Raw genomic sequence first — 20,438 nt, 5'->3', positions numbered from 1 at the left:
GCGCACATTTTCGGCGGGCCCCGGTTACCCCTTGTCGCACTGCCTCGACCACCGGTCCCGATTAGCCGGCCGGGATATGGCGGTGCGAGCGAAAATTTCCGTTGCCCATAGAGATTGTAGCGTGATAGCTTTCTTCGCCTCGCTCCCGCTGTCGCCGTCCGCTGCTCGGTCTCCGGTCCGTATGCGGCACACGGCAATTCATCGTGACTCGCGAAATTGCGCGGTCGGTCGGAACGGTGATTTCGCGGAAGCTGCGGGCGAGTGGCGCGAGGTCGATATGTCTGCTTTCGCTCGCCGGGTCCGCGAGCGGCGCGGCGCGGCGTGGTCCAGCCCACATATGTGAGACGGTGTGTCACACGATAAATTGGTCGCTGTGAGCTTGGCAGAGACCGTGGGCGTCGCGGCCCGCAACGCATGGGCGCTGACCTTCGGCGATGGCATCGAAGCGCCCGTCCCCACTCCCTCGACGGTGCTCTGGGACGAACCGCACCGGCTGCTGCGCCGCTTCGACGTCGATCCCGCCGGACCGCCGCCCGCCGACGACACGGCAGTGCTGATGGTTCCGCCGCTGGCGGCCCCGGCGGTGTGCTTCGATCTGCGCCCGGACCAGAGTATGGCCCGCTTCCTGCTGGAGATCGGCCGCCGCCCCTACCTCGTCGACTACGGCGAGATCGGCTTCGCCGACCGCCGCATGGGATTCGAGGACTGGGTCGACGACATCCTGCCCGAGGCGGTGCGGCGCGTCTCGGCCGATCGCGACGGAGCTCCGGTCGATCTGGTCGGCTGGTCCCTCGGCGGCGTGCTGTCACTGCTCACCGCCGCGGCCGACGCGACCCTGCCGATTCGCTCCGTCACCGCGGTCGGCGCACCGCTGGACTACAACCGCGTCAACGGTGTTCCGCAGGTCCGCGCGCTGGCCCGGATCGACGGCGGGCGCACCGTCTCGACGCTGATCCGCGCGACCGGTGGCGTCCCGGCGCCGCTGACCCGCATCGCCTACCGGGCCGCGGCCTGGGACCGGGAATTGCGCCGGCCGATGTTCCTGGCGAGCAATCTGACCGATTCCGCGACGCTGGCCCGGATGGAGACCATCGACCGGTTCCAGTCGCAGCTGCCCGGCTATCCCGGCCGCTTCTACAACCAGCTGTGGAGCCGGTTCATGCTGGCCAACGACATCGGTGAGGGTGTGGTGCACGTCGGCGCCCGACCGATCGCGCTGGCGGAGATCACCGCGCCGGTCCTGCTCGTGGGCGGGACCGACGACGTCATCACCCCCGCGGCGGCGGTGGCGCACGGGCAGCGGACGCTGACCGGCGCCCGCGAGGTGCGGTACGAGACCTCACCCGGCAGCCATCTGGGCATCCTGATCGCTCGCGACACCACCTGGAGCTACCTGGAGAAATTCCTGGGCGACCAGGCATGAGCAGGCCGTGGCGGGAAAGCAGTTACTCCTCGGCTCGGACATGCCGGTGTGAAGCGCGGCTCGTGGGGGAACTCTTTTCGGCGTCGCGCCGCCGCCCCCTCCGGGCGTCGACCTATTAGGGTGGTGGCCATGGGTGCAAACACGTCTGGCGCGCTGGGTGTTTCGACCGAATCCGATCATCGAATCCCCGCCGACCATCTCGGTGTCACCGATCTGTTCGCGGTGCTCGCCTACGGTGAGATCTCCGCGTTCTACCGCTTGGCGGAAGAGGCGAAACTATCGCCCACGCTGCGGGGCAAGGTCGCGGTGGCGAAGATGGCGGCTGCCGAGATGGAGCATTTCGCCACGCTCGAGCGCGCGTTGCAGGGCCGCGGCGTCGACGTCTTCGACGCGATGGCGCCGTTCGTGCGGGCCCTGGACGACTACCACGCCTCGACCGATCCCTCGAACTGGCTCGAGTCGATGGTGAAGTTCTACGTCGGCGACGGTATCGCCGCCGACTTCTACGCGGTGCTCGCCGATGCGCTGGCGCCGGAGGTGGCCGCGGTTGTGCGCGACGTGCTGGCCGAAACCCACCACTCGGAATTCGTCATCGAGGAGGTGCGCCGGGCGGTCACCGTCAGCCGCTCCGAGCGCGACCGGCTCACGCTGTGGGGCCGCCGGCTGCTCGGTGAGGCCATCACCCAGGCGCAGTACGTCATGGCGCAGCGCGACGAGCTGACCGAACTGGTCCTCACCGCGACCGGCGACCTCAACGGGGTGGCGGCGCTGTTCGAGCGGATGCAGAACTCGCATGCCGAGCGGATGCGGGTGCTGAGCCTGGGATGAGCCGCCCGCGACGGCCGCCGGACCGTCGGCTGTTCGCTGACAGCACAGGCAGGCGCATCGTCGTCGGCCCTCGCGCTGCACTAGCCTGGGCAGCGACAGCATCTGGACTCTAGGAGGTTGGCCGTGGAGGTCAAGATCGGCATTTCGGATAGCCCGCGGGAACTGGTGATCGCCAGCTCGCAGACCCCCGAGGAGGTCGAGGCGCTGGTATCCGGCGCGCTGAGCGGTTCGGGTGGTGTGCTGACCCTCGAGGACGAGAAGGGTCGCAAGTACCTGATCCAGGCCTCGAAGGTGGCCTACGTCGAAATCGGCACCTCCACCAGCGGCCGCGTGGGTTTCGCCGCGGTGTAGAAGGCGACCGCGGCCGAAGTAGCTGCGGGCATGACGAACGAAAGGCCCCGGCCTGCTGTCGAAGCAAGCCGGGGCCGAAACGTTTGCCTGATTTCCGGAGAACATGGGTACTCGCCGGGCACGCCCAGAAGGCGGCTGCGCTCTCAACGCAGGACCGGGCAGAAACCTACGCGGCACTCACTTGTACGCAAAATACGCGGAGAGGCGGAGGAGCTCTCAGCGCTGGGAGAGCGGCACGCGGGACAGACCACCCCAGCAGAGCTGGACGGTGGTGTCGACGGCCTCTTCCTTCGGGATCGGCCGGTCCGCCTCGAGCCAGTAGCGCGCGGTGATCTGGCTGGCGCCCACGAGTCCCACGGCCAGGATGCGGGCGCGGTAGGGGTCCAGTCCGGAATCGTGGGCGACGAGGTCGAAGACGGCGTCCACACAGGCTTCGGTGGCCTGTTCGACGCGCCGCTGCACCTGCGGCTCGCTGGTCAGGTCGGATTCGAAAACCAGTCGGAAACCCTGGGTTTCGTGATCGACGAAGTCGAAGTACGCCGCGACGGCGGCACGGACGCGCTGCCGGTTGTCGGTGGTCGACCGCAGCGCCTGGCGGACGCTCGACACCAGGGCGTCGATATAGTTCTGCAGGACCGCCAGATACAGTTCGAGCTTACTCGAAAAGTGCTGGTACAGAACAGGTTTGGAGACGCCGGCGCATTGCGAGATCTCGTCCATGCCCGCGGCGTGGTAGCCGCGGAGCACGAAAACCTCGCTGGCCGCGGCGAGCAACTGGGCACGGCGCGCCTCCCGGGGTAGGCGGGTTCCGCGCTTGCTCGGTGCCATGGCCTCGGACGACAGTCGCGAGGACGTCATCCGGTCCACGAGGTCAGTCATTTCGGTTCTCCCAGTCGATTCCCGGCGGGAACGTGGATGTGCACGGTATTCAACGAACGATACTCGTTCGTGATGCAGCCCGCTGCGGGTCGGGTGCACTGGCTGGGAAGCCGATCCCGTTCCTGCCGTTGTGGTATTCGAATAACCTTCCACACCTATTGGCAACCTGTCAGTAACTGGGCGCCGTGAGAAATCTCGCACAGTCGTGAGATTTCTCGCAACCTCGGCCGGTCAACTGCAGGTATGTACGTGCCACAGAACGGCCTGTGAGAATCTGTTGGGGTGAGCGATCAAGGGGGCAGACCGACCGGCGGGCCCGATTCGCCTCGCCCCGCAGGCGTGCTGGCCGCGCGCGCGGAATCGGTCGGCGCCGGCCGGCGTGACCGGCAGCAACCTACGGAAATCCCCGAATTCTACGATCCGCTCGGCCTGTATTCCGGCAACGGCCACGGCGATCGTTCCCATCAGCCGCTGCGCGCGAAATGGGATCCGACCGGTGCCCACGATGCGGCGAATCGACCACGGCCGGAACGGGATACGAAGAAGCAGAGCGCGCTGGGCCGGTTCGTTTCCACCTACGGCTGGCGCGCGTACGCACTGCCGGTGCTGGTGATCATCACCGTGCTGGTCGTCGTGGACGCCGTCAAGGGGGGTACCGACAGCTCCGGCGGTTCCACTCCCGCGCTGGGCCGGCTCAGCCAGCACACCAGCAAGGCCGGCATCATCGGCGCACCGCCCAAGGGTGACGGTAAGTTCGCCGGCGATCCGCCCTCCGGCGCACTCCCCGCGGGCGGGGCGTTCACGGAGACCGCGGCGGGCACCTGGCATATCGTGCCCGGGACGACGGCGCAGGTCGGGGCCGGTCAGGAGCATCAGTTCACCTACACCGTCGAGGTCGAGAACGGTGTCGACACCACCTCGCTCGGTGGGGACGATTCGGTCGCCAAGATGGTGGAGGCGACCCTGGCCAATCCCAAGAGCTGGACCCACGACCCGCGCTTCGGTTTCCGCCGCATCGACACCGGCGAACCGGATTTCCGGGTCTCGCTGACCTCCCGGCAGACCACCAAATCGGCCTGCGGTTTCGAGATTCCGATCGATTCCTCCTGCTACAACTCCGATCTCGGCCGCGTGGTGCTCTCGGAGGTGCGCTGGGTGCGCGGCGCCACCGCCTTCGAGGGCGATATCGGCTCCTATCGCCAGTACCAGATCAATCACGAGGTCGGCCACGCCATCGGCTACCACGAACACCAGCCGTGCGAGATCGACGGCGGCTTGGCGCCGGTGATGATGCAGCAGACCTTCGGCACCCGTAACAACGACATCGCGACCCTGGACCCGCAGGGCGTGGTGCCGATGGACGGGAAGAAATGCCGTTTCAACCCTTGGCCGTATCCGCGCGGGTGACAACGGTTTGCCAACGCCACCGCTGATCTCGGGAGTACATGGGTAACTCGCCGGGAACGGGCTAGGCCGAGTGAGCAGCCAACCGCCGGCCCGGCACGCAAATCTCGCGGCAGTCGGCGGCACGTTAAAGTTGCGGAGAGGCGGCACAGGGAAGAACGGCCCGATTCGCCGCGTTGCACACATCAGCCCTATCGGCGAATTCGATTCGAGGAGTCTGCGACGTGTCATCACCACAGTCCCTGCCGCCACTGGTCGAACCGGCCGCGGAGCTGACCAGGGATGAGGTCGCCCGCTACAGCCGGCATCTGATCATTCCCGACGTCGGGATGGACGGGCAGAAACGTCTGAAGAATGCCAAGGTGCTGGTGATCGGCGCCGGTGGTCTCGGCTCGCCGGCGCTGCTGTATCTGGCCGCCGCCGGCGTCGGCACGCTCGGCATCGTGGAGTTCGACGAGGTGGACGCCTCGAATCTGCAGCGGCAGATCATTCACGGCGAATCCGATATCGGCCGCAGCAAGGCCGACAGTGCGCGCGATTCGATTCTGGAGATCAATTCCGGCGTCGAGGTGGTGCTGCACAAGCTCCGGCTGGAGCCGGAGAACGCGGTCGATCTGTTCGCGCAGTACGACCTGATCGTCGACGGCACCGATAACTTCGCCACCCGCTACCTGGTCAACGACGCCGCCGTGCTGGCCGGCAAGCCCTATGTGTGGGGGTCGATCTACCGGTTCGAGGGCCAGGTCTCGGTGTTCTGGGAGGACGCCCCCGACGGTCCGAACGGTGAGAAGCGCGGCATCAACTACCGCGACCTGTACCCCGAGGCGCCGCCGCCGGGCATGGTCCCGTCCTGCGCCGAGGGCGGTGTGCTGGGTGTGCTGTGCGCGTCGATCGGTTCGATCATGGTCACCGAGGCGATCAAGCTGATCACCGGCATCGGGGAGACCCTGCTCGGCCGGCTGATGGTCTACGACGCACTGGATATGAACTACCGCACCATCAAGTTGCGGCGCGATCCGGAGCGTCAGCCCATCACCGAGCTCATCGACTACGAGGCGTTCTGCGGTGTGGTCTCCGAGGAGGGCCAGGCCGCCGCGGTCGGCTCCACGGTGACCGCCCGCGAACTCAAGGACATGCTCGACGCGGGCAAGGACGTCGCCATCATCGACGTCCGCGAACCGGTGGAATGGGACATCGTCCGCATCGACGGCGCGACCCTGATCCCCAAGGACCGCATCCTGTCCGGCGAGGCTCTCGCCGAACTCCCGCAGAACACCCCGATCGTCCTGCACTGCAAGACCGGCATCCGCTCCGCGGAGGCCCTGGCGGCCCTCAAGCGCGCCGGATTCTCCGACGCGACCCACCTCCAAGGCGGAATCGTCGCCTGGGCCAACCAGGTCGACCCCAGCCTGCCGGTTTACTGAGAGAAGGTCTCCGCACAGAGACGACCGATTTCGCGAGTACATGGGTAACTCGTCGGGCACGCCCAAACCGGATAGGTTTCCGACGCAGGACCTGTGACCGACGCATGCGGCTCGCGACTTGTATGGCCTGAATACGCGGGGAGGCGGGCCGCCGGGGTTACGGTACGGCCGTGACATCTGTCGAACCTCCGGAGCATGTGCGGGCCACTTTCGGGCTGCGCGAAGTGTCCCCGGTCGCGCTGGGCGACTGGGACGGTGGGTGGCGGTGCGGAGAGGTGGTGCTCAGCCCGGTGGCCGATCACGCCCGGGCGGCGTGGTCGGCGAAGGTGCGGGAAACACTGCAGGTGGACGGAGTGCGGCTGGCGCGGCCGGTGCGCGCCACCGACGGTCGCTACGTGGTGTCCGGCTGGCGTGCCGATACCTATATGGACGGCACCCCGGAACCGCGCCACGACGAGGTGGTGTCGGTGTCGTTGCGCCTGCACTACGCCACCGCGCGGCTGGAGCGGCCGCGTTTCCTGGCCCAGCAGCCGATCGCGCCGTGGGTCGATGTCGATGTCTTCGTCGCCGCCGACCGGGCCGCCTGGGAGACGGTTCCGCTGCGCAGCCTGAAGGCCGGCGGCATGCTGCCGGTGACCACGCCGGACGGCCGCCACAGCATCGATATGCTGGCGCAACTCGCGACGCTGCGGAAACCGGTGCGGATACCGTCGCAGCTCGTGCACGGTGATCTGTTCGGCACGGTGCTGTTCACCAACGGCCAGGCTCCGGGACTCACCGACATCACCCCGTACTGGCGGCCCGCGTCCTGGGCGGCCGGGGTGATCGTGGTCGACGCGCTGTCCTGGGGCGGTGCGGATCCGGGTCTGCTCGAGCGGTGGTCGGATCTGCCGGAGTGGCCGCAGATGTTGTTGCGCGCGGTCATGTTCCGGCTCGCGGTGCATGCGCTGCATCCGCGGTCGACGGCGGAGGCGTTTCCCGGTCTGGCGCACACCGCCGACATGATCCGCTTGATGCTGTAGCGGGCCCGCCGATCGGAATCGACCGGCGAGCCCGCGATGTCGTGAGTCCAGCCCTCAGACGCCCGCGTGGGCCAGGGACGGCACCCGCGCGACGGCGAACGACGAGCGCAGATAGAACCACCAGGTGAGCCCGCCCATCACCAGGAAGGCGACGGCGTAGGCCCAGAAGGCCGGTGCCATCCCGCCGAAGTGGATATTGGATTCCCGCAGCGCCTGCTGCAGCACCCACCCGCCGGCCGCGCCCACCGCGCCGACCACGCCGATCGCCGCACCCGCCTGCCGTTTGGCCGCGGCCAGCGCGGTCGCCGGGTCCTGGCCGTATTCGGCGGCGCGACGCTTGGCCTCGGCCCCGAAGATCGAGGGGATCATCCGGTAGGTGGAACCGTTGCCGATGCCCGACAGCACGAACAGCAGCAGGAACGAGATCAGGTACAGCGGAAAGTTCTTCACCGAGAGCGCGGCCACGATCAACGCGGTGGCGCCGGCCATGCCGGTGAAGACGTAGACCGTGATCCGCGCGCCGGTGAATCGGTCCGCGATCCACCCGCCGAACGGCCGGCTCAGCGATCCGACGAAGGCGCCGAGGAAGGCGAGGTTGCCGATCGTGGACATCCAGCCGATCTTCGCCAGGTCGGGGAACGTGGATTTGAGCAGGGTGGGGAAGGCGAACGAGAAGCCGATGAACGATCCGAAGGTGCCGATGTAGAGCACCGCCATGATCCAGGTGTGCCGGTTGGTCAGCGCCAGACGATAGGAACTGCCGTCGGATTTCGCGCCGGTGATCGAATCCATGTACCGCAGCGCGCCGAACATGGCGATGAGGATGAACGGAATCCACACCAGCACCGCGAGGGTGATGCCGAACCGGTAACCGGCCGGATCCTTCGCCATGAGATGGGTGCCGAGGGTGATGATCAGCGGCACCAGCAGCTGGGTCTGCGCGACCCCCATATTGCCGCCCGCGGCGTTGATTCCCAGCGCGGCGCCCTTCTTCCCCTCGGGAAAGAAGAAATTGATATTCGCCATCGACGAGGAGAAATTGCCGCCACCCACGCCGGCGAGCGCGGCCAGCAGCATGAACACCCAGAACGGCGTGCCGGGCTGATTGACGAAATAGGCCAGCCCCAGCGTCGGCAGCAGCAACATGCCCGCGCTGAAGACGGTGAACGCGCGGCCGCCGAATTTCGGAATGGCGAAGGTGTAGGGCACGCGCAGCGCGGCGCCGACGAGGGTGGGTGTGGAGGTGAGCAGCAGCGAATTGGCCACGGCGTCCGGTCCGCTCAGATAATGAAAGCCCGCCGAACCCATGGCGGTGACCACGCTGGCCCACAGCACCCAGATACTGAATCCCAGGTTTTCGGAGAAGACCGAGAAGGCGAGATTCTTACGGGCGGTGCGCTTTCCGCCGTTCTCCCAGAAGGTTTCGTTGTCGGGCTCCCAGTGCTCGAGCCAGCGACCGCGGGCCTGATGGTGGAAGTCGGGAGCGGCGGTGGCCGATATCGCGGCGTCGGTGGTAGTCATCGGCGCGTTCCTCTCGAAGGGATTGCGACCGCCCTCATCTCGGGGACCCGGAGGTCGGGGTCCGGCGGTCGTATCCACGGTAGGAACGCGAAATTACGTCCGATTCACGCTCCGTGACGTTCGCAGCAACACTCGCTCACCCCGCTTCCGGCACGACGGTGACGAATCGTTTACCTGCCGGCGGACCGTTCGGGGTATTCGGCGATGAGCGAGCCGAGGAAGCAGTTGGCGGCGCGCGCGGCCCGGTCGGCGTCGCCGTCGATCACGGCATGTACCAGCTCGGCGTGTTCGTCGTGATACTGGTTGCCGTATTTGGTTGTGCGAGAACGAATCACGTCCTCGATCACGGGCAGCAGCGAATCGTAGAACTCGAAGTAGACGGTGTTGTGGCTGGCGGCGACGATGGCGCGGTGCAGGGCCACGTCCGCGTCGATCGCCGCGGTGCTGTCGGTATCCCAGGCCTGGCTGCGCCGGTCGAGCAGGCGCAGCAGGGTCTGCACGTCGTTGTCATCGCGGCGCAGCGCGGCCAGCCGGGCGGCCTGCACATCGAGGGCCTGGCGCAGTTCGAGCACGTCGCGTTCGACGGCGTCGGCGAAGTATTTGGTGAGGGTGCCGCCGAGATCGGAGGCGGCGATGACGTAGGTGCCCGAACCCTGCCGGCGTTCGAGCATGCCGGCGTGCACGAGCGCCTGCACCGCTTCGCGCACGGTGTTGCGGCCGGTGCCGGTCAGCTCGGTGAGTTCCGGTTCGGTCGGTATACGCGAGCCGATCGGCCAACGCCCCGAACGGATTTCAGCGCGCAGCTGTTCGGTGACCTGAGCGATGAGGCTGGTGCGCCGGACTGGTTGCACGGCCAATAGAGTACCCCTCCTCACATTTGTTGCCCGCTTTCATCCAATCATCCTATGATTTCGCGGTGACGGTTACCAATCTGCAGTCGACCACCGACATCCGGCGCCGCGGTCTGGCCGAGGGCCGGATCCTCGTCCTCGTCGCCATCGTCGTCTCGGCGCTCACGCTGCGCGTGGCGGTCACCGCCTTCACCCCGCTCGCCGAGCGGATCGGCGCCGACATCGGCTATTCCACCGCCATCGTCGGTGTCTTCGGCATGATCCCGACCGCCATGTTCGCGCTGGCCGGGCTGATCACCCCGATCTTCGTGCGCCGGCTGGGCCTGGAACGCACCGCACTGGTCGCCATGTGTATGGCCGGGGCCGGGCAGCTCACCCGGGCGCTGGTGCCCGACACCTGGGAGCTGCTGAGCCTGTCCGGGCTGGCCCTGGCCGGTATGGGCATCGGCAATGTCGTGATTCCGCCCTTGGTCAAGCGGTATTTCGCCGATCGCCTGGCGGTACTGAGTTCGGTGTACATCACGATGGTGCAGATCGGCACCGTGGTGCCGGCCCTGATCGCGGTCCCGGTGGCCGATGCGGCCGGCTGGCGGGTCTCGCTCGGGCTGTGGGCGCTGCTCGGATTCGCGGCCGCGGTGCCCTGGCTGGGTGTGCTGCGGGGGCGGCGTGGTCACGATCGCGCGGACACCACCGCGGTGGCCGAGGTGCCGGGCGAACAGCCCGCGCGCGCGGGCAATATCCGGCGGTCGCCGCTGGCATGGGGGATGGCCGCCATGTTCGGCATGACCTCGCTGGTCACCTACTCGATGTTCACCTGGCTGCCCAAACTCTTCGCCGACGCGGGCGCCGACGCGAGCTTCGGCGGCACGATGGTCGCCTTCTTCTCCTTCATGGGCTTGGCGGCCGCGTTGACCGCACCGTCGTTCACCGCCCGCATCGGCAATCCGTTCCCCGTCGTGATCGGCTGCGCGATAGCGTTTTTCGCGGCCTTCGCCGGCCTGCTGATCGCCCCGATGAGCGCACCGTGGCTGTGGGTGCTGCTGCTGGGGCTGGGGCCGAGCACCTTCCCGATGGCGCTCACGTTGATCAATCTGCGCACCCGCACCCAGGCCGGTTCAGCGGCGCTGTCGGGCTTCACGCAGGGCGTCGGCTACACCGTCGCCTGCGTCGGTCCGCTGCTGTTCGGTGTATTGCACAGTGTGGTCGGCGGCTGGGGCGCGCCCTTCGCGCTGCTGGCGGTTGCCGTACTGGTGCTGGTGGCCGGCGCCTGGCAGGCGTGCAAGCCGCGCATGCTCGAGGACACCTGGCACTGATCGGTGCCCGCGGCGCGACCTCTCGGCTATTTCACCGCTCGGGTTGCGCCGCGGTGAGCTTGTGGCCATGATGTGAGCCGACGGGCGCGTAATGTGGCCCGGACCACTCGCCGCCAGCGATCTCACCGACTCATCGTGTGAGCGTCGGCACTTTGTGACGCACGGAAACCGTTGTGTCATATGGGCGAAACAAAGACCCGGTTCTCACCGGGAAATCGCCGAATACGTGAGCAACCGTTGATTTGTGCGTCATGTGGCGCAGCATCGCGGCAATACCCGTTTTCTACCTTGGGGCCAACCGGATTTCAGGAGGCCCTGTTGAGCACGCTGACGCGTAACCACGACATCGAGCATTGGGATGCCGAGGATGTCGCGGCCTGGGAGGCCGGCGGCAAGAAGATCGCCCGTCGCAATTTGATCTGGTCGGTCGTCGCCGAACATGTCGGATTCTCGGTGTGGTCGATCTGGTCGGTGATGGTGCTGTTCATGCCGACGGACAAGTTCGGCATCGACGCCGCCGGAAAGTTCTTCCTGGTCGCCATGCCGACCCTGGTCGGCGGCATCCTGCGCATCCCCTACACCGTCGCCACCGCACGCTTCGGCGGCCGCAACTGGACGATCTTCAGCGCCCTGATGCTGTTGATCCCGACGCTGCTGACGCTGTACTTCATCAACCAGCCGGGCACCTCCTACACCACGTTCATGGTGGTGGCGGCGTTCGCCGGCCTGGGCGGCGGCAACTTCGCCTCCTCGATGACCAATATCAACGCCTTCTACCCGCAGCGGCTCAAGGGCTGGGCGCTGGGTATGAACGCCGGCGGCGGCAATATCGGCGTCCCGGTGATCCAGTTGATCGGCCTGCTGGTGATCGCCACGCTCGGCAACTCCTACGCATCGGTGGTCTGCCTGGTCTACCTCGCGTTCATCGCGGTCGCCGGTCTCGGCGCCGCGCTCTACATGGACAATCTGCGCAACCAGAAGGCCGATCTGTCCTACATGCTGGAGTCGCTGAAGGTCCCGCAGTCCTGGGCGATCGCCTTCCTCTACATCGGCACGTTCGGCTCGTTCATCGGCTTCAGCTTCGCCTTCGGCCAGATTCTGCAGATCGGCTTCAAGGCCGGCGGTGATTCGGCCGCCCAGGCGAGTCTGCACGCCGCGCAGATCGCCTTCATCGGCCCGCTGCTGGGTTCGCTGGCCCGCCCCTACGGCGGCAAGATGGCCGACCGCTTCGGCGGCAGCCGCGTCACGCTGGCCGGGTTCGCCGGAATGATGGTCGCAGCGGTCGTGGTCGCGGTGTCCAGTGTGGCCGCCGACCACAACGGCGGCGTGGCCACGGGTGCGACCATGGTCGCCCTGGTCTGCGGATTCATCGCCCTGTTCGTGCTCTCGGGAATCGGCAACGGGTCGGTCACCAAGATCATCCCGTCCGTCTTCGACGCGAAGTCCAAGAGCCTTCCGGTGAGCGCCGGGGAGCAGGCCGCCTGGTCGCGCAACACCTCGGGCGCGCTGATCGGCTTCGTCGGCGCGATCGGCGCCCTGGGTGGTGTGGCCATCAACCTGGTGCTGCGCTCCTCCTACGCCTCCACCAACTCCGCGACCACCGCTTTCTGGGTGTTCCTCGGCTTCTACGTCGTCTGCGCGATCGTCGTCTGGTCGGTCTTCCTGCGGCGGCCCGGAATGCGTTCGGCGCGTGCCGAATCCGGTGTCGTCGCCCAGGCGGAAGCCCTGGTGCTCGAGGCCGAACGGTCGCCCGAATCCGATTCCACCCAGTCCACCACCTCGGCTCGCGCCTGACCATCGGAAAGCATCGGAGGACAGTCATGAACACGACAGTCGAACCCACGCAGCGCAAGACCGTGGTGGTCGTCGGCCACGGCATGGTCGGGCACCGGTTCGTGGAGGCGCTGCGCTCCCGCGACGAGGCCGGGCAATGGCAGGTCGTCGTGCTGAGCGAAGAGGACCAGGCCGCCTACGACCGCGTCGGCCTGTCGTCCTACGTCGGCGCCTGGGACAAGAGCGCGCTCGCCCTGCCCGGTAACGAGTACGCCGGCGACGCGCTGGTGGATCTGCGCCTCGGCGTGCGCGCCGACGAGATCGATCGCGCCGCCCGCAAGGTGACCACCTCCTCCGGCGACGTGATCGGTTACGACGCACTGGTTCTCGCGACCGGATCGTATGCTTTCGTGCCGCCGGTGCCGGGCCACGACCGTCCCGAATGCTTCGTCTACCGCACCCTGGAGGACCTCGACGGCATCCGGGCCGCCGCGCAGAACGCGGGCCCCGGTGCGGTCGGTGTGGTCGTCGGCGGCGGGCTCCTCGGCCTGGAGGCGGCGAATGCCCTGCGGCTCATGGGAATGACGCCGCACGTCGTCGAGTTCGCGCCGCGGCTGATGCCGGTTCAGGTCGACGAGGGTGGCGGCGCGATCCTGGAGAAGCTGGTCACCGATCTGGGCCTGCACGTGCACACCGGTGTCGGCACCTCGGCCATCGAGCCCGCCGAAGACGGTGCGGGCCTGCGGGTTTCGCTGTCCGACGAGTCGGTGATCGACGCCTCGCTGGTGGTGTTCTCCGCCGGTGTGCGCCCGCGCGATCAGATCGCCCGCGACGCCGGACTGGAGATCGGGCCGCGCGGTGGTGCGCTCACCGACCTCGGCATGGTCACCTCCGATCCGCACATCTACGCCGTCGGCGAGGTCGCGGCCGTGGAGGGCACCTGCTACGGCCTGGTCGCTCCCGGCTACACCACCGCCGAGATCGTCGCGGACCGGTTGGTCGGCGGCGCCGGCGAATTCCCGGGCGCCGACCTGTCGACCAAGCTGAAGTTGCTCGGCGTGGACGTGGCCAGCTTCGGCGACGCACACGCCACCACCGAGGGCGCGCTGTCGGTGGTGCTGCACGACGCCGCCAAGGGCACCTACGCCAAGCTGGTGATCTCCGACGACGCGAAGACGCTGCTGGGCGGCATCCTGGTCGGCGACGCCTCGCAGTACGCGGCGCTGCGCCCGCTGGTCGGCAGCGAACTGCCCGCCGAACCGGCGGCGCTGATCTCGCCCGCGGGCGCCGAACTGGGCGCGGACGCCCTGCCCGACGAGGCGCAGATCTGCTCCTGCAACAACGTGTCCAAAGGGGCCATCGTCGGAGCTATTCACGAAGGCGCCTGCGATATCGCCGGCGTCAAGAGCTGCACCTCCGCCGGAACCTCCTGCGGCGGTTGCGTTCCCATGATCAAGAAGCTGCTCGAGCAGTCCGGCGTGGAGATGTCGAAGGCGCTGTGCGAGCACTTCGCCCAGTCGCGGTCCGAACTGTTCGAGATCGTGCAGGTGACCGGCATCCGCACCTTCTCGGAACTGATCGCCAAGCACGGCACCGGAATCGGCTGCGATATCTGCAAGCCGACCGTCGCCTCCATCCTCGCCTCGACCTCGAGCGACCACATCCTCGACGGTGAGCAGTCCGCACTGCAGGACACCAACGACCATTTCCTGGCCAATCTGCAGAAGAACGGCACCTATTCGGTGGTGCCGCGGATGCCCGGCGGTGAGGTGACGCCCGAGCAGCTGATCGAAATCGGCCAGATCGCCAAGGATTTCGGCCTCTACGTCAAGGTCACCGGCGGTCAGCGCATCGACCTGTTCGGTGCGCGGGTCGAGCAACTGCCGCAGATCTGGCAGCGACTGGTCGACAAGGGGATGGAATCCGGCCATGCCTACGGCAAATCGCTGCGCACCGTGAAGAGCTGCGTGGGCTCCACCTGGTGCCGCTACGGCCAGCAGGATTCGGTCGGCATGGCGGTGCTGCTGGAGAAGCGCTACCGGGGACTGCGCTCGCCGCACAAGCTGAAGCTGGCGGTCTCGGGCTGTGCCCGCGAATGCGCCGAAGCGCGCGGTAAGGACGTCGGCGTCATCGCCACCGAGAACGGCTGGAACCTCTACGTCGGCGGCAACGGCGGACTGACTCCGAAGCATGCGGTGCTGCTGGCCGGTGACCTCGACGACGAGACGCTGATCCGCTACATCGACCGCTATCTGATGTTCTACATCCGCACCGCGGACCGGCTGCAGCGCACCGCGCCATGGCAGGAAGCGCTCGAGGGCGGTATCGAACACCTCAAGCAGGTCGTCTGCGAGGACTCCCTCGGCATCGCCGCCGATCTGGAGGAGAGCATGGCCCGCCACGTCGCCGGTTACAAGGACGAATGGGCCGCTGTGCTGGAGGATCCCGCGAAGCTCTCGCGCTTCGTCACCTTCGTGAACGCGCCGGAGGAGGCCGATCCCACGATCGCCTTCGACGAGAGCGGGGAACGCAAGACGCCGGTTCTGCTCGGTATGCCCGATCTTCCGGCCATGCCGGCCGCAACTGCCACGCCCGGGAAATAGCCACGTAATCATGCGGAAACAGGACACCGGTACCTATTAGGTAAGGCGTTCGGAGGAGATTACCGATGACCGTTATCGACACACCCGGCTTCGCACCGGCAACCACCACCGGCTGGACCTCGGCCTGCCGGCTCGATTATCTGATTCCCGGCCGCGGCGTGGCGGTACTGCTGAGGGGCGGACGGCAGGCCGCGCTCTTCCTGCTGCCCGACGGCACGCTCTACGCCGTCGGCAATATCGATCCGTTCGGGCGGGCGGCGGTCATGTCCCGCGGCATCGTCGGTGACCGCGCCGGTGTGCCGGTCGTCGCCTCGCCGCTGCTGAAGCAGTCGTTCTCGCTGCTGGACGGCCGCTGCCTGGACGACGACTCGGTCGCACTGCCCGTCTACGGCGTGCGCGTCGTCGACGGGGTCGTCGCGGTGACCAACGAACCGGTCCAGTACGGCGGTACACCGTGAGCGAAGCGCGACCCACCGAATTGAAACCCCTGGACGGCTTCACCATCGGTGTGACAGCCGCCCGCCGGGCCGACGAACTGGCCACGCTGTTGAGTCGCCGAGGCGCGAATATCGTTTCCGCCCCGGCGATTCGTATCATCCCCCTGTCCGACGACACCGAACTGGAGCGGGTGACCCGGCAGTTGGTCGCCGATCCGCCGCAGATCGCCGTCGCCACCACAGGCATCGGCTTCCGCGGCTGGATGGAAGCGGCGGAGGGGTGGGGCCTGGCCGAAAACCTCCGGGACACTTTGGCTTCCACGCGCATGCTGGCCCGTGGCCCCAAGGCCAAGGGCGCCATCCGGGCCGCCGAACTGCGCGAGGAGTGGTCGCCGGCCTCCGAATCGTCCGCCGAGGTGCTCGATCACCTGCTGGCGGCGGGGGTCGAGGGTGTGCGCATCGCGGTGCAGTTGCACGGTGCGACCACCGAATGGGAGCCGGTACCCGACTTCTGTGAGGTGTTGCGCTGCGCCGGCGCCGACGTCGTGCCGGTGCCGGTGTACCGCTGGGTGCCGCCGGACGATCGTGTGCCGATGGACCGCCTGATCGAGGGCGTGGTCACCTCCGCGCTGGACTGCGTCACGTTCACCAGCGCACCGGCGGTGGCCTCGATGTTGATGCGGGCGAAGGAAACCGGGCTGCTCGAGGGTGTCCTGCAGGCGATGCGTTCCCGGGTACTGCCGGCGTGCGTCGGCCCGATCACCGCCGCACCGCTGGAGGAACTCGGGGTGCCGACGTCCATGCCGGGCCGCGCGCGCCTCGGTGCGCTGGCTCGCCACGTCGCCGAGGAACTTCCTCGCCGCGCCAACCGGATTCACGCCGCCGGGCACGAATTGAGTGTGCGCGGCGGCTGTGTCGTGGTGGACGGTTCGGTGCGTCAGCTCGCTCCCGCGCCGATGGCGTTGATGCGGGCGCTGGCCCGCCAGCCCGGCCGGGTGGTGTCCCGGGAGGATCTGCTCGCGGCGCTGCCCGGCGGTGGGGACGACACCCACGCCGTGGAGACCGGAATCGCCCGGCTGCGTGCGGGTCTCGGCACACCGAAGGCGATTCAGACGGTGGTCAAGCGCGGCTATCGGCTCGCTCTCGACCCCGCCGAATGCATGGACAACAACACCCGCCCGCCGGGCGGGTACGCCCCGTCGCTGCGTCCGCAGCGACCCGCGCCCATGGCGGGGGTGTGGTGACCGTCCCCGCGCTGGTGCTGGTGGCGCACGGCACCCGGAGTGCCACCGGAGTGCGCATGATCGCCGCGCTGGCCGATGCGGTGCGTGCGGAAATGGGAGGTACCGGCGCCGACGTGCCGGTACGGACCGCTTTCGTCGACGTGCTCGGCCCGACTCCCGCCGAGGTGCTGCACGAGCTGAAAGGCATTCCGGCCGTGGTGGTTCCGGCGTTTCTCGCCTCCGGTTACCACGTCTACCAGGATGTCCCGCGCGAAGTCCGGGACAGCGGGCATCCGGATGTGGTGGTGACCCCGGCCATGGGCCCGGACCCGATGCTGGCGCGGGTGATGCGGATGCGTTTGCACGAGGCCGGTATGCGTCCCGGCGATGCGGTGATCGTTGCCGCGGCCGGATCCTCCGACGCGCGTGCGCGCCACGATGTGCGGCAGGCGACGGCCATGCTGGCGCAGGAGCTGGACGTCGCGGTTCGCACGGCCTATATCGCGACCGGCGAGCCGCGGGTGCCGGATGTCGTTGCCGCCCTGCGGAAGTCCGGTGCCGAGCGGGTGTTCGTCGCCTCGTATCTGCTGGCGCACGGACTGTTCCATCAGCGCCTGCGCGAGGTGGGTGCCGACGGAGTCGCCGAGCCGCTCGGCGTGCATCCGGCGGTGGTGCGCCTGCTGGCCGACCGATACCGCACTGCGGCGGCCGAATTCCTCACCACCGCAGCCTGATTCGAACGCTCCCGGCGGGGTCCGCACCGTGACCGTGAAAGATCGGTGCGGTACCCGGCCGGTGCGCGTCTCGCTCAGCTGCGCGGGGTGATCGTCAGATCGCCGTTGATCACCGTGTTGGTCATCTCACGGGCGAGCATATTGTGCGGGAATCCGGGTTCCACGGCACTGGCCGCGTCCAGCCGTTCCAGTTGCGCCGCATCGAATTCCACATCCAGGGCGCCCAGATTGTCGGCGAGCTGAGCGGGGGTGCGGGCGCCGATGATGGGGGCGGTCACCGCCGGATTCCGCAGCGTCCACGCGAGTGCCGTCTGGGCCGGTGTCCGGTCCAGTTCCGCCGCGACCTGTTTCACCACCTCGGCGATCGCGAGGCCCCGCTCGGTGAGCGAACCGTTGGCCAGCGCCACGTTCTTACGACTGCCCTCCGGCGATCCCGCCGCCGAGGCGTCCAGATCGGCGGTGGTGTATTTGCCGGTCAGCACGCCGCTGCCGAGCGGCGACCACGGAATCACGCCGAGCCCGAGTTCCCGCGCCATCGGGAACAGGTCGTGTTCCACGGTGCGTTCGATCAGGCTGTATTCCACCTGCAGCGCCACCAGTGGGGACCAGCCGCGCAGGTCGGCGATGGTCTGCATGCGCGCCACCTGCCAGGCCGGGGTGTCGGAGATGGCGACGTAGAGCACCTTGCCCTGCCGGACCAGATCGTCCATGCCGCGCAGCACCTCCTCGACCGGAGTGGTGAAGTCCCAGGCGTGCAGGTACAGCAGATCGATGTAGTCGGTGTTCAGGTTGCGCAGGCTGGCCTCCACCGAGGCGAACATCGACTTGCGGTTGTTGCCGCCGGAATTCGGATCGCCGGGCCGCCGCAGCATCGTGTATTTGGTTGCCAGCACCAGGCTTTCGCGATTGTCGCGGGTGAACTCGCCGAGCAGCCGCTCGGAACTGCCGTTGGTGTAGACGCTGGCGGTGTCGATGAAATTGCCGCCGCGCGAGACGTAGTCGTCGAACAGTTTGCGCGCCTCGTCCCGTTCGGCGCCCCAGCCCCAGTCGGCGCCGAAGGTCATGGTGCCCAGTGCGAGCGGTGAGACCCGCAGGCCGGACCGGCCGAGCAGTCGATAGGTGTCGAGAGTGAGCGCCATATCTTCCTCCTGTGTGGATTCGATCTCGACGGCAAGTCTGCGCGGCCGGGACGAACGCGGTAAGGGAAGGTTTTTCCTGGGATCGCCGGTACCAGCCTCGTCGTAGGATCGACAGCGATGACCGGCACGGTGGAAGTGACACAGGAACTGGGGGCCTTTCTGCGCACCCGGCGCGAACGACTGGATCCCGGCGATTTCGGCCTGCCGCTGCGCCGCCGTTCCCGCCGCACCCCGGGCCTGCGCCGCGAGGAGGTCGCCGAGCTGGCCGGCGTGAGCACCGATTACATCGTGCGGCTGGAACAGGGGCGTGGTTTGCGGCCCTCGCCGGAGGTGCTCGACGCGCTCGCGCAGGCCCTGCGCCTGGCACCGGACGAACGCATCTACCTGTTCGATCTGGCCCGGCAGCGACCCCCGGACGACGGCAAACCGGCGACCACGGCCTCACCGGAGCTGGTCCGGCTGGTCGCGGATCTGGCGCCGATACCGGCGATGGTGCTCAACCACCGCTACGACATCCTGGCCTGGAACCGCGAGATGTCGCGGCTGCTGCTGGATTTCGACACGCTGCCGCCCCGGCAGCGCAACTCCATGTGGCTGTGCCTGCTCTATCCGGGGATGGGCAACTTCTACGCCGATCGCGAACGGACCGTGCGGGAGGGGATCGCCGGCCTGCGTGCCGCCTGGGCCGCCCATCCCGACGACCGGGTCCTGGCCGAGCTGATCGACGAATTCCGCACGGGCAGTGCCGAATTCGCCGAACTGTGGGAGCGCAGAGATGTGCGGGTGCAGGGCCGTGGGCGCAAGACGATGCATCATCCGCGGGTGGGTGCGGTCACCGTCGCCTACGAAGCGCTGATGCCGCTGCAGGACCCGGATCAGCGGCTGATCATCTACCGCGCCGCCGACGAAGCGAGCCGGGCGGCACTGGATCGTCTCGCCGCCGAATAGGCCGGCGAAAAAATCTCGAGAAAATTCGCGAACTGTGTCGAATGTGCGAGATCGGCCTCGACCAAGGGGTGACAGCGAGTCGGAAACACACCCCAGGAGCGATCATGACCGACATCAGCACCTTCCTCTGGTTCGACAGTGCCGCCGAGGAAGCCGCCCGGTTCTACACCGAGCACATCCCCGGCGCCCGCATCACCGGCATCACCCGCAACCCCGACGGCTCGGCCTTCGTCGTACAGGTCGATCTGGACGGACACGCGCTCACGCTGATGAACGGCGGACCCGGCCATCCCTTCACCGATGCCGCCTCGGTTCAGTTGGTGGTCGACGGGCAGGACGAGGTGGATCGGCTGTGGGCGGCGCTGACCGCCGGCGGCAAGCCGGGGCCGTGCGGCTGGCTGACCGATCGCTATGGCCTGTCCTGGCAGGTCGTGCCGGCCGAACTGCCGGCGTTGATGGGCGGCGAGCACGCGGCTGCGGCCGGCGCCGCGCTGCAGACCATGTCGAAGATCGATATCGCCGCGATCCGGGACGCCGTCGCCGCGCACTGAACCGCTTCCGCGGA

The 20,438-nt window shown here is 67.8% G+C and carries 18 protein-coding genes; 14 read left to right on the top strand and 4 right to left on the bottom strand.

The features are described from left to right. Positions 1 to 373: 373 nt before the first annotated feature. The 3 genes from C8258_RS21735 (at position 374) to C8258_RS21725 (ending at position 2,602) form a co-directional block, all read left to right on the top strand. Positions 374 to 1,423, top strand: a complete 1,050-nt coding sequence (locus C8258_RS21735; RefSeq protein WP_106956788.1) for an alpha/beta fold hydrolase — start codon at positions 374 to 376, stop codon at positions 1,421 to 1,423. 129 nt (positions 1,424 to 1,552) lie between these two features. Then, a complete protein-coding gene (locus tag C8258_RS21730) occupies positions 1,553 to 2,251 on the top strand; it encodes a ferritin-like fold-containing protein (protein WP_036504456.1) in 699 nt (232 codons plus the stop codon). A 123-nt stretch (positions 2,252 to 2,374) separates the two neighbouring features. After that, positions 2,375 to 2,602, top strand: coding sequence for a DUF3107 domain-containing protein (locus tag C8258_RS21725; RefSeq protein WP_036504454.1), 228 nt, complete (start codon positions 2,375 to 2,377; stop codon positions 2,600 to 2,602). Between the two features lie 216 nt (positions 2,603 to 2,818). Here C8258_RS21725 and C8258_RS21720 read toward each other — a convergent pair whose 3' ends face one another. Further along, the gene (locus tag C8258_RS21720) at positions 2,819 to 3,481 is read right to left on the bottom strand and encodes a TetR/AcrR family transcriptional regulator (RefSeq protein WP_030515992.1); all 663 of its coding nucleotides are present in this window, start codon (positions 3,479 to 3,481) and stop codon (positions 2,819 to 2,821) included. A gap of 402 nt (positions 3,482 to 3,883) precedes the next feature. Between C8258_RS21720 and C8258_RS21715 the strand changes: the two genes are divergently transcribed. The 3 genes from C8258_RS21715 to C8258_RS21705 all read left to right on the top strand — a co-directional run bounded on the left by C8258_RS21715 (position 3,884) and on the right by C8258_RS21705 (position 7,331). Next, entirely contained in the window at positions 3,884 to 4,888 is a 1,005-nt protein-coding gene (locus C8258_RS21715; RefSeq protein ID WP_233225253.1) for a DUF3152 domain-containing protein, read from the top strand. Positions 4,889 to 5,109: 221 nt separating this feature from the next. Beyond that, on the top strand, positions 5,110 to 6,309 hold the full coding sequence (gene moeZ, locus C8258_RS21710; RefSeq protein ID WP_036504450.1) for an adenylyltransferase/sulfurtransferase MoeZ: 1,200 nt from the start codon (positions 5,110 to 5,112) through the stop codon (positions 6,307 to 6,309). Positions 6,310 to 6,479: 170 nt separating this feature from the next. Then, a complete protein-coding gene (locus C8258_RS21705; protein ID WP_036504447.1) occupies positions 6,480 to 7,331 on the top strand; it encodes a TIGR02569 family protein in 852 nt (283 codons plus the stop codon). 54 nt (positions 7,332 to 7,385) lie between these two features. On the opposite strand, the gene C8258_RS21700 is transcribed toward C8258_RS21705, so the two are convergent. After that, positions 7,386 to 8,852, bottom strand: coding sequence for an MFS transporter (locus C8258_RS21700; RefSeq protein WP_106956786.1), 1,467 nt, complete (start codon positions 8,850 to 8,852; stop codon positions 7,386 to 7,388). 170 nt (positions 8,853 to 9,022) lie between these two features. Continuing rightward, positions 9,023 to 9,703: a FadR/GntR family transcriptional regulator gene (locus C8258_RS21695; RefSeq protein WP_106956785.1), complete on the bottom strand. Its 681-nt coding sequence runs from the start codon at positions 9,701 to 9,703 to the stop codon at positions 9,023 to 9,025. 65 nt (positions 9,704 to 9,768) lie between these two features. Here C8258_RS21695 and C8258_RS21690 point away from each other — a divergent pair, with 65 nt between their 5' ends. The 6 genes from C8258_RS21690 (at position 9,769) to C8258_RS21665 (ending at position 17,786) form a co-directional block, all read left to right on the top strand. After that, positions 9,769 to 11,016 carry an MFS transporter gene (locus C8258_RS21690; RefSeq protein WP_233225242.1) on the top strand — a complete coding sequence of 416 codons (1,248 nt, stop codon included), beginning with the start codon at positions 9,769 to 9,771 and terminating at the stop codon, positions 11,014 to 11,016. A 315-nt stretch (positions 11,017 to 11,331) separates the two neighbouring features. Next, positions 11,332 to 12,810: a NarK/NasA family nitrate transporter gene (locus tag C8258_RS21685; protein WP_233225252.1), complete on the top strand. Its 1,479-nt coding sequence runs from the start codon at positions 11,332 to 11,334 to the stop codon at positions 12,808 to 12,810. A 26-nt stretch (positions 12,811 to 12,836) separates the two neighbouring features. Then, positions 12,837 to 15,392 carry a nitrite reductase large subunit NirB gene (gene nirB / locus C8258_RS21680; RefSeq protein ID WP_106956783.1) on the top strand — a complete coding sequence of 852 codons (2,556 nt, stop codon included), beginning with the start codon at positions 12,837 to 12,839 and terminating at the stop codon, positions 15,390 to 15,392. A 65-nt stretch (positions 15,393 to 15,457) separates the two neighbouring features. Continuing rightward, positions 15,458 to 15,850 carry a nitrite reductase small subunit NirD gene (gene nirD, locus C8258_RS21675; protein WP_036504441.1) on the top strand — a complete coding sequence of 131 codons (393 nt, stop codon included), beginning with the start codon at positions 15,458 to 15,460 and terminating at the stop codon, positions 15,848 to 15,850. Continuing rightward, positions 15,847 to 17,073 carry a uroporphyrinogen-III synthase gene (locus C8258_RS21670; protein WP_233225241.1) on the top strand — a complete coding sequence of 409 codons (1,227 nt, stop codon included), beginning with the start codon at positions 15,847 to 15,849 and terminating at the stop codon, positions 17,071 to 17,073. The genes nirD and C8258_RS21670 overlap by 4 nt, the downstream gene beginning before the upstream one ends. Beyond that, on the top strand, positions 17,070 to 17,786 hold the full coding sequence (locus C8258_RS21665) for a sirohydrochlorin chelatase (protein ID WP_106956826.1): 717 nt from the start codon (positions 17,070 to 17,072) through the stop codon (positions 17,784 to 17,786). The genes C8258_RS21670 and C8258_RS21665 overlap by 4 nt, the downstream gene beginning before the upstream one ends. A 74-nt stretch (positions 17,787 to 17,860) precedes the next feature. Here C8258_RS21665 and C8258_RS21660 read toward each other — a convergent pair whose 3' ends face one another. Further along, positions 17,861 to 18,925, bottom strand: a complete 1,065-nt coding sequence (locus C8258_RS21660) for an aldo/keto reductase (protein ID WP_106956782.1) — start codon at positions 18,923 to 18,925, stop codon at positions 17,861 to 17,863. A gap of 117 nt (positions 18,926 to 19,042) precedes the next feature. Here C8258_RS21660 and C8258_RS21655 point away from each other — a divergent pair, with 117 nt between their 5' ends. Both C8258_RS21655 and C8258_RS21650 read left to right on the top strand, forming a co-directional pair. After that, positions 19,043 to 19,873 carry a helix-turn-helix domain-containing protein gene (locus C8258_RS21655; protein ID WP_106956781.1) on the top strand — a complete coding sequence of 277 codons (831 nt, stop codon included), beginning with the start codon at positions 19,043 to 19,045 and terminating at the stop codon, positions 19,871 to 19,873. A gap of 104 nt (positions 19,874 to 19,977) precedes the next feature. Then, entirely contained in the window at positions 19,978 to 20,424 is a 447-nt protein-coding gene (locus C8258_RS21650; protein ID WP_106956780.1) for a VOC family protein, read from the top strand. Positions 20,425 to 20,438: the final 14 nt, after the last annotated feature.

This window comes from Nocardia sp. MDA0666 (assembly GCF_003023875.1).
Classification (GTDB): domain Bacteria; phylum Actinomycetota; class Actinomycetes; order Mycobacteriales; family Mycobacteriaceae; genus Nocardia; species Nocardia aobensis.
This window is presented reverse-complemented; position numbering and strand designations above follow the sequence as displayed.